The 8,028-nt window shown below is 50.3% G+C and carries 8 protein-coding genes; 1 reads left to right on the top strand and 7 read right to left on the bottom strand.

Features of this window, described 5'->3' with window-relative positions; all coding sequences use genetic code 11:
• On the top strand, positions 1-251 hold a 251-nt coding region (locus ABYT30_RS12465), incomplete at its 5' end, for an alkyl sulfatase C-terminal domain-containing protein (RefSeq protein WP_373096766.1).
• A 28-nt stretch (positions 252-279) separates the two neighbouring features.
• Here ABYT30_RS12465 and ABYT30_RS12460 read toward each other — a convergent pair.
• The 7 genes from ABYT30_RS12460 to ABYT30_RS12430 all read right to left on the bottom strand — a co-directional run bounded on the left by ABYT30_RS12460 (position 280) and on the right by ABYT30_RS12430 (position 7,759).
• On the bottom strand, positions 280-1,494 hold the full coding sequence (locus tag ABYT30_RS12460) for an iron-containing alcohol dehydrogenase (RefSeq protein ID WP_373096764.1): 1,215 nt from the start codon (positions 1,492-1,494) through the stop codon (positions 280-282).
• Between the two features lie 308 nt (positions 1,495-1,802).
• Positions 1,803-2,822, bottom strand: a complete 1,020-nt coding sequence (locus ABYT30_RS12455) for a medium chain dehydrogenase/reductase family protein (protein WP_373096762.1) — start codon at positions 2,820-2,822, stop codon at positions 1,803-1,805.
• Between the two features lie 42 nt (positions 2,823-2,864).
• Positions 2,865-5,021: a PQQ-dependent dehydrogenase, methanol/ethanol family gene (locus ABYT30_RS12450; protein ID WP_373096760.1), complete on the bottom strand. Its 2,157-nt coding sequence runs from the start codon at positions 5,019-5,021 to the stop codon at positions 2,865-2,867.
• Positions 5,022-5,147: 126 nt separating this feature from the next.
• On the bottom strand, positions 5,148-5,729 hold the full coding sequence (locus ABYT30_RS12445; RefSeq protein WP_373081740.1) for a lysophospholipid acyltransferase family protein: 582 nt from the start codon (positions 5,727-5,729) through the stop codon (positions 5,148-5,150).
• A 121-nt stretch (positions 5,730-5,850) separates the two neighbouring features.
• Complete coding sequence (locus tag ABYT30_RS12440; protein WP_373081742.1) at positions 5,851-6,681, bottom strand: crotonase/enoyl-CoA hydratase family protein; 831 nt, start codon at positions 6,679-6,681, stop codon at positions 5,851-5,853.
• Positions 6,681-7,241, bottom strand: a complete 561-nt coding sequence (locus ABYT30_RS12435) for a nitroreductase (RefSeq protein ID WP_373096758.1) — start codon at positions 7,239-7,241, stop codon at positions 6,681-6,683. Before ABYT30_RS12435 ends, ABYT30_RS12440 begins: the two co-directional genes overlap by 1 nt.
• Complete coding sequence (locus ABYT30_RS12430) at positions 7,241-7,759, bottom strand: SRPBCC family protein (protein WP_373081746.1); 519 nt, start codon at positions 7,757-7,759, stop codon at positions 7,241-7,243. Before ABYT30_RS12430 ends, ABYT30_RS12435 begins: the two co-directional genes overlap by 1 nt.
• Positions 7,760-8,028: the final 269 nt, after the last annotated feature.

Below are 8,028 nucleotides of genomic sequence, written 5' to 3'. Positions count from 1 at the left end.
TGCAAGAGAATCATGTTCTGCGACTGAAGCATTCTGTGCTGCATCACACCAAGGCTCCTGCCGTAGCGGATGCCAATGCCACCCTCAAAATTACCCACGAACTGTTCCTAGACTTGGTATTAGGCAAGGCCTCATTAAAGAAACTCATTTTCTCCGATGAACTGTCGATCGACGGTAGTAAAATCGATCTGGCGCGCTTTTTTGCACTGCAAGACAAACCCCAAGGCGTATTTGAAATTGTGCGCCCCTAATGAATTATCAGGGCGAGGCGCCCCGCTATCACGCAGGCAAGATCTTACGCACAATCGCCTCGCACTCGTCCCTGCGCATATATTTCGGGACAGGGTAACCGTACAAACCATGAGACTCTTTCAAGGCGCGCCGCGCTAATTCCTCAACCATCTGAGGTTTCAGTGCGTCGCAACTCGTCGGAACACCAATCCTTTGCTCCAGATCCCGCACTGCGGAAACTAATTTTTTGGCGCGCTCCTGCTCCGAGTCTGTACGGTCACCTATACCTGCCGCCGCCGCGATACGGGCCATTTGAGGTGCAGCGCTATCACAGTAAAAATCCAGCACGTGAGGTAAAAACAGCGCATTCGCCAAGCCATGAGGTACATGACATAGGGCGCCAAGCTGATGGGCAAGGCCATGGACATAACCAACATTTGTCACAGTAAATGCAGCGCCGGCGTAGCAGCTTGCAACCGCCATTGCCTCCCTAGCTTCGAGGTTTTCACCGTCCTTTACCGCCGTTTCTAGATAGCGGAAAATCATCGCCGTTGCCGCAAGTGACTTTTTCAAGGTTTCGTCAGTTGCCTCTGTCGCCAGCGATGACTCAATAGCATGAGTTAAAGCATCGATGCCTGTTGCCGCGGTAATGGCTGGCGGCAGGCCAGTCATCAGGCTGGCATCCAAGGCGACAGCATCCGGCACCAATTTCGGGTCCACAATAAAACACTTTGTGCTCGTCGCGGTATCAGTGATGACTGACACCATTGTCGCTTCTGAACCGGTGCCGGCAGTCGTTGGGATACAGTAAAGCGGCAGCCCCCTATCAGAAACCTTGAAAAAGCCTTCCATTTTTCTGACGGTTTGTTCCGAGCCGGCGCCAATCGCGATGACTTTAGCGGCATCTAAAGATGAGCCCCCGCCAATCGCCAAGACCGCATCGCAGCCGGCGCTTTTGCAGCACGCTATTCCACCCTCAACCTGCAAAAAGTCTGGATCTGGCAAGATCGCATCGTAGATTACCACCGCAACGCCGCACTTTTCTAATTCGGCAGTGACCCGTCCGACAAGGCCAAGCTCCACCAACATACGGTCTGTAACCACAAGTACCCGCTCATAACCAAATCGCCCCATTGCCCCGCACAAGGCGGCAGAACTCCCTGCGCCGCTATAGATCATGGGCGACGGGACACTAATGAACTTCATAGTAAGACGGCTAATTACCGCCATTGCTCGGCTATATAAAACGATTAGAAAATGCACGCGACACCCCTATATTGACAGTGCCAACATAGTACAGCACCACGGCGTTTCTTCAAAACTATCACCGGCCACCGAGACACTGCGCAGACAGAAACTACGCTACCAAAAAATTGCTCGAGCAACGCAATAAGCTCTGGGAAAAAATCTCGTTCGGGCAGGGAAGAAAACAAGCAAAAGCGGGTAAGGATTAATAGAAGCAACTGAGGCCACGAAAGCCTCAGTGTCGAAAGCGATGAATTGGTACTAAGCCGGACCGTACAAGGTTAAGCAAAACCTCGTTTACCCTGAGGCCTGCTATTTTTTGGTGACTATAAGGTGCAATCCAGCACTACCTTCCCAGCAATATCACCACTATCCAAACGTCGATGAATATTGACGACATCATCCAAGCTAGCGCGTTCAGCAACAGCTGGATGCAATTTGCCATCGGCCAGCAGCTTAAACAATGCAGCGAGATCTTCTTTAAAGTCGGCTGGGTGACGCTGACGTCGAGTCTGAATATTATAAAATGACGTTTTTTTGCCGTCGGGCAACAAGCGCCATAGCGCAAATAGCTTTGCAAACCCCCACAGTACTTGCGGAGTCGTCGCATCCCCAGTTGTATAGTGCAAGACGCCAAATGCCACCAAATGGCCGCCTTTCCGCAAACTTCGATATGAGCGCGTCCAACTTTGACCGCCAATGGTGTCAAACACGATGTCCACGCCCCCGGGCGACAATTCCGCGACGCGCGTACTTACATTCTCATTTCGATAATCGATAAACTGCGCGCCGAAGCCCTCAATGACCGCCTTTTTTGCCAGCGATCCTGTGCCAATCATCTTTAAGCCAAACAGCCTACCCAACTCCAGTAGTGCGCAGCCTACTGCGCCACCAGCCGCATGAACAAGACAACTTTGCCCTTTCTGCAAATCAATTTCACGGGTCAACATTTGATAGGCCGTGGTATAGGACAATATCATGCATACCGCCTCGCCCGGATCCAGTCCTGGCGGCGCAGCAACAAGCTGATTCGCATCAACGCACAGATATTGGGTGTAGCCGCCAATCACCGGCATGTCTGCGACGTATTGGCCCACTTCGAAATCCCGTACTTCGGGTCCTAATTTATCGACCACGCCAAACCAATCGTAACCGAGGGTAAACGGCGGTTTGTCTTTTACACCCGTATATTGGCCTTGACGAATTATCGTATCGGTGAACCCTGTGCCTGCACTTAATACTTTAACCCGCACCTGCCCCGCCGCTGGTTCTGGCAAGCGTTCTTCCGTCACTATTTTAAGCACTTCCGGTTTACCAAAAGCACTTAACTCCACTCGTTTATACATAGTTATCTCAATTCTTAGACAATAAAACTCACAACAATAAACTTACATTAGCCAGCCAATCAGATTAGCAACGATACCGAAAAACCACGTTTTTATACTAATCCACCACCCGGACTGCGCCCGCAATTCTTTGTCGACATTTGCGCGCTCTAAAATAAAGGCATGAATTGCGTAGGCGTCCTCTTCAGACAGCACCTCACCAAAACCGACCATACCCGCCTTACTCATCACCCCGTCCAGCACAATAGCATTAAAGCTATTATGAAATGCAGTCGGCAGGTGTCGCAGATCTGGGATTGCACCATTAGAGATGGCTTCTGTACCGTGGCAAGCATTGCAATAGGCGTAATACAAATTGCGGCCTTTCTCCAAAATCACTTCATCATTTGTTAAACGTGGTGGTGGCTCATGTATTTGTTTCAGAGGGTTTTCCGGTAGCACCCCGTTGGCACCCAATTTAAAGGTCAATACCCGGCTTGGTGGCGGCGTCACATCACGCTCCAAGCCGGCAATCAAACCAAAGGCCCCACCCCAACCCGCTAATATTGTTACATACTGTACGCCGTCGACAGTATAGGTCACCGGAGGTGCCATCACCCCAGTGCGCGCGGGAAACGACCACAGCTTTTCGCCATTATCAGCGCGAAAGGCTAACACTTCGCCATCCGCTGAACCCTGGAAGACCAAGCCACCTGCCGTTGCCAAAATACCGCCGTTCCAAGTTAATTTATGCGGAACTTGCCAAGCAGCTTCTTGCTTTACCGGATCCCAGGCCAACAAACTTCCCTGAGTAATCTTGCTGGTGAGTAATTGAGACAAAATCGGATCGGCAACAGCCGGCTGCTGTAAATAAATGCCTAGATTCCACTGTCCCCACTGGTGAAGGTATTCATCAACTGAACTGTATTCAAACAAGCTATTAATTGCAGGAATATATACAAGCCCAGTTTGCGGACTATACGCCATCGCCTGCCAGTTGTGCGCTCCCATAGACGACGGACGGATCAACTCTGGGGCATCTCGGTAACGCGCATGATCAGTTTCTACTGGACGCCCAGTCTCTAAGTCGTAATGACTTGCCCAATTAACATCAGCATAAGGCTCTGCAGACAACAACTTGCCTGACTTCCGATCAATGACGAAGAAAAAACCGTTCTTCGGTGCGTGCCAAATAACTTTGCGTTGCTCCCCAGCAAATTCCATATCCGCAAGCATAATATGCTGGGTCGCAGTGTAGTCCCACGACTCTGCAGGAGTTTCTTGATAGTGCCAAATATACTCACCGCTATCTGGGTTTAGCGCAACTATCGATGACAGGTACAGATTATCGCCACCCTCCGGGCTACGAATTTTGGCATTCCACGGTGAGCCATTCCCCACGCCAATATAGAGTTGATCTAATTCATCATCATAGACAATGGAATCCCACACGGTGCCACCACCACCAGTCTTCCACCATTCACCGGTCCATGTTTTCGCCGCGTTTGCCATGGCCTCATTTTCAAAACCATCCGCAGGATTGGCCGGCACGGTATAAAACCGCCATAGCTGCTCACCGGTATTAACATCATAGGCGCTCACATAGCCGCGAACCCCATATTCAGCACCGCCATTACCTATAAAGACTTTACCCTTGGCCACCCGTGGCGCACCGGTGATCGTATACGGATAGGCACTTAAGTCTGCGGTTGTCCTTTCCCAAAGCATTTTGCCGCTGTGCGCATCGAGAGCAACCAGGCGGGCGTCAAGCGTGCCAAAGATAATCTTTCCTTCGTATACCGCAACACCGCGATTTACCACGTCGCAACAGGCCATCTTCGCCCATTCTTTGGGTACCTGTGGGTCGTACTTCCATAACAACCGACCGTCCCGCGCATCCAGGGCGTAAACAACGCTCCAATTACCGGTTACATAAATAACACCGTCCACCACAATGGGCGTAGCCTCGAGCCCACGGTTGAAATCCGTGTCAAACGACCAAGCTAGGCCAAGCTTGCCAACATTGCCAACATTGATTTGATCTAACTCGCTGTAGCGCTGCTCTTTGTAGTCTTTCCCGTAAGACAACCAGTTAGCGCTGTCATTACGCACTATGCTCGCGGTGGTGATGTCGTCTACAGACTCGGCCTTGACTGTCATAGAGGTAGTAACAAGAGCGGCTGTTGCCAAAACTAAGGCAAAACCAAAGAGCGTTTTCATCGCAAATTCCAGTGAGAGTTATTATTACTTTTGTCGTCCACCTGACAAATCAGATGGACCACGCGTCATTTATATTATTATTGATTTTCAGTGCAGAATAACTACGCCAAACTTGGTAGAGACAGCTCACTCGCTATGCGGTTTAAAACCGCGTTTATCGGCGTAAAAAGCGCGAATTTCGACAATATCTTTCTCGTAATCACCGGTGGGGTAGAACGCTGGCCCCATGCCTACAACATTTAGATTGGTGTCTACATAGGCCATGTAAATTGGCACGCCTGCACCCGCTGCAATATGGTAAAAGCCTGCCTTCCAGTGATTCACCTTGCTGCGAGTACCTTCCGGGGTAATGATGACAACCAACTCGTCGCGCTCATTAAAGTTAGCCACCATTTGCTCGACGGTGTTGTGCTTTTTACGCCGGTCAATTCCGATACCGCCAAACCAACGCATTAAGGCACCAAATGGCCCGGCAGGAAACAATGTATGCTTGCCAATCCAATGTACATCAAGCCCAAGAATAAAGGACGCTGCCATCATCGTGGGAAAATCCCAGTTGCTAGTATGCGGCGCGGCAATCAAAACGTATTTTTTATCTTTGGGTTTTTCCCCCTCAATCCGCCAACCACGCAGGCGAGTCAGAGCGATAAACACCAATCGGAAAAAGCCACTAACAAAGGGTGTTTTAAAAATAGTTCGAGTTTGCATTAAATAACAAGACCTAGACGCAGCGGCAAAACGCCGTGCGTCATTGTAAGAATTAGGGTTTATCAACTAATGCAGCCCGGGCTCACACTGCATCGTTGTCGCGGGTGACTGAAATTAATTATTAATCTTTAAAGTCAGCTGATTTACCTTCGCTGCTTGCGCCAATTGCCAGCATGACATCTTCAAAGCTAAGCATCCCAGCATTCCACGTCGCTTGATAATTTAGCGCATCAGCCACTGTGTGGTCACGAGTGTAAAGCAACATTTGCTTCGTGCCGCGAATCGCCAAAGGTGATTTGCGAGCGATGTCTTGGGCAAGCTCTGACACCGCCTCTATCATATCTTCATAAGCATCGTAGGCGCGGTTAACGAGGCCTATTTTTTCAGCTTCGGCCGCGTAAACGTTACGGCCAGTATAGGCTAACTCCCTAACAATGCCCTGCGGGATAATATAGGGAAGACGCTGCAAGGTGCCAACGTCGGCGACCATACCAATATCAATTTCCTTAATCGAGAATTTCACACCCTCGCAACAAAAACGCATATCGCAAGCGCTAACAATATCCACACCACCACCCACACAGCTGCCGTGGATTGCCGCTATTACTGGCTTACGGCAGCGCTCAATGGCAGTGAGATTTCCCTGTAAGCGCAGTATTACACTGCGAAACTGTTCAATAAATCGAGACTTTTCAATGCCTTCTGCACCCTGCCCCAGACCAGCAAACATGGCTAGATCAATCCCGGCACAAAAATGTCGACCTTCACCGCAAAGCACGATTGCGCGCACACTTGGCTCGCTATCTAACCATTCAAAACAGGCCTGAATTTCATCCCACATCGGCTCATTCATGGCATTGGCTTTTTCTGGACGATTTAGCGCGACCCAGGCGACGTGTTCCTCTAAGCGCACCGCTAAAGTGGTGTACGACGGTGGGATAATGGTATTCATTATTGTCTCCAAACTTTTACAAAATCAGCCGATTCGAGTGCCGGCAGCGGCTTCCCTCGGCCATCACGGCTGCCAATATAAAGAAAGCCCGCTATCTCTTCATTGGCCGAAAGTTCTAAGCCCGCCATAACATGGGCATCGAAAGCGTTAGCGCCTGTGCGCCAAATACCGGCATAACCTAAGGCTTCAGCAGCCAATAGAATACCGTGCGCCGCACACGCCGCCGACATTTGTTGTTCTATTCTAGGAATTTTCGGGTGGTCCTGAAGGCAACTAATTACCACGACAATTAGAGGCGCCCGCAATGGCTGTTGACGAAAACGCTCAAGCTCTGGCTCACCAAGTGTCGGCTCCCGTCGCAGTGCCGCGTCGGCAAATAAGTCACCTAGAGCCATTAAGTTCGCACCACTAATCACTAAAAACCGCCAAGGTCGCAATCGGCCGTGATCCGGTGCGCGCGTCGCGGCGGCAAACACCTCCGTTAGCTCTTCATCCGTGGGCCCCGGACCTACTAATTTGGCGGCAGAGTTTCGACTTTTTAGTAGGCTCAAAGCATCCATTAAACTTCTTGCCTCGCACCTATACGCAACTGTTTTAACTGGCCATCGCTCACGGCCTCTCCAGATTCATAAAACTGTTTCATGCTAATCGCAATATCACGAATTACGCCCCGAAAGACCTTGTGTAATAGGCGCTCGTATAAAATTCGGCCAAGAGGTCCCCAGCGCATATCGAAGACCAGACTTGCGGTTAGTGCAGTGCGGCTGTGGCCCGCATCCTCTAATCGATAGCGAAACACCGCTTGGCGAAACGGCGGCGGAGCGCCTTTCTCGCCTTTGTGCAAACGAATAACAAAGCCGTGCCCCTCATTCCACTCAGTTACGGTCTCATCCATACCTTTTCCCGAGCGTTGATAAACTCGTCTACTTGCCCCCAAACCCGTGGTTTTATCCGTCGTTATTTCAGTACGAGTAACTGCCGGCACGTAATTGTGGGCCAACGACAAATCTTTAAGTAAATCCCACGCCTCTTCTCGGGGCAGGTCTATGACTACTCGGGCCGTCGCCTCGTGCTTCATGGTGTATTTCCTTAAGCCAAAAAAAATCCCCCGACGTGGCGGGGGATATATTCAACCATGAATTCTACGCTCTGTCTTGAGCAATAATGATTAGAGATGCGGCAGAGTCACCACATTTCCAGCGAAAATAACTATATAGAAGGAAACAAACGGTCAAAATCGGCGGCGTAACGCGAAATCCACTCTGCAGCGGCCTCCTCACTGGTCAGGATTCGGGACTCCAATTCCTCAACTTCACGCCGATAATGCTCGATCTGACATAGCTGCTC

Source organism: Zhongshania sp., from assembly GCF_041623545.1.
Lineage (GTDB): Bacteria > Pseudomonadota > Gammaproteobacteria > Pseudomonadales > Spongiibacteraceae > Spongiibacter.
The sequence above is the reverse complement of the archived record's forward strand: the minus strand, read 5'-3'. Positions and strand labels throughout refer to the sequence as shown.

Bases quoted from the DNA above. Each gene is read 5' to 3' on its own strand.
- ABYT30_RS12455 (WP_373096762.1), bottom strand. From the start codon at position 2,822: ATGTATAAACGAGTGGAGTTAAGTGCTTTTGGTAAACCGGAAGTGCTT.
- ABYT30_RS12450 (WP_373096760.1), bottom strand. From the start codon at position 5,021: ATGAAAACGCTCTTTGGTTTTGCCTTAGTTTTGGCAACAGCCGCTCTT.
- ABYT30_RS12445 (WP_373081740.1), bottom strand. From the start codon at position 5,729: ATGCAAACTCGAACTATTTTTAAAACACCCTTTGTTAGTGGCTTTTTC.
- ABYT30_RS12440 (WP_373081742.1), bottom strand. From the start codon at position 6,681: ATGAATACCATTATCCCACCGTCGTACACCACTTTAGCGGTGCGCTTA.
- ABYT30_RS12435 (WP_373096758.1), bottom strand. From the start codon at position 7,241: ATGGATGCTTTGAGCCTACTAAAAAGTCGAAACTCTGCCGCCAAATTA.
- ABYT30_RS12430 (WP_373081746.1), bottom strand. From the start codon at position 7,759: ATGAAGCACGAGGCGACGGCCCGAGTAGTCATAGACCTGCCCCGAGAA.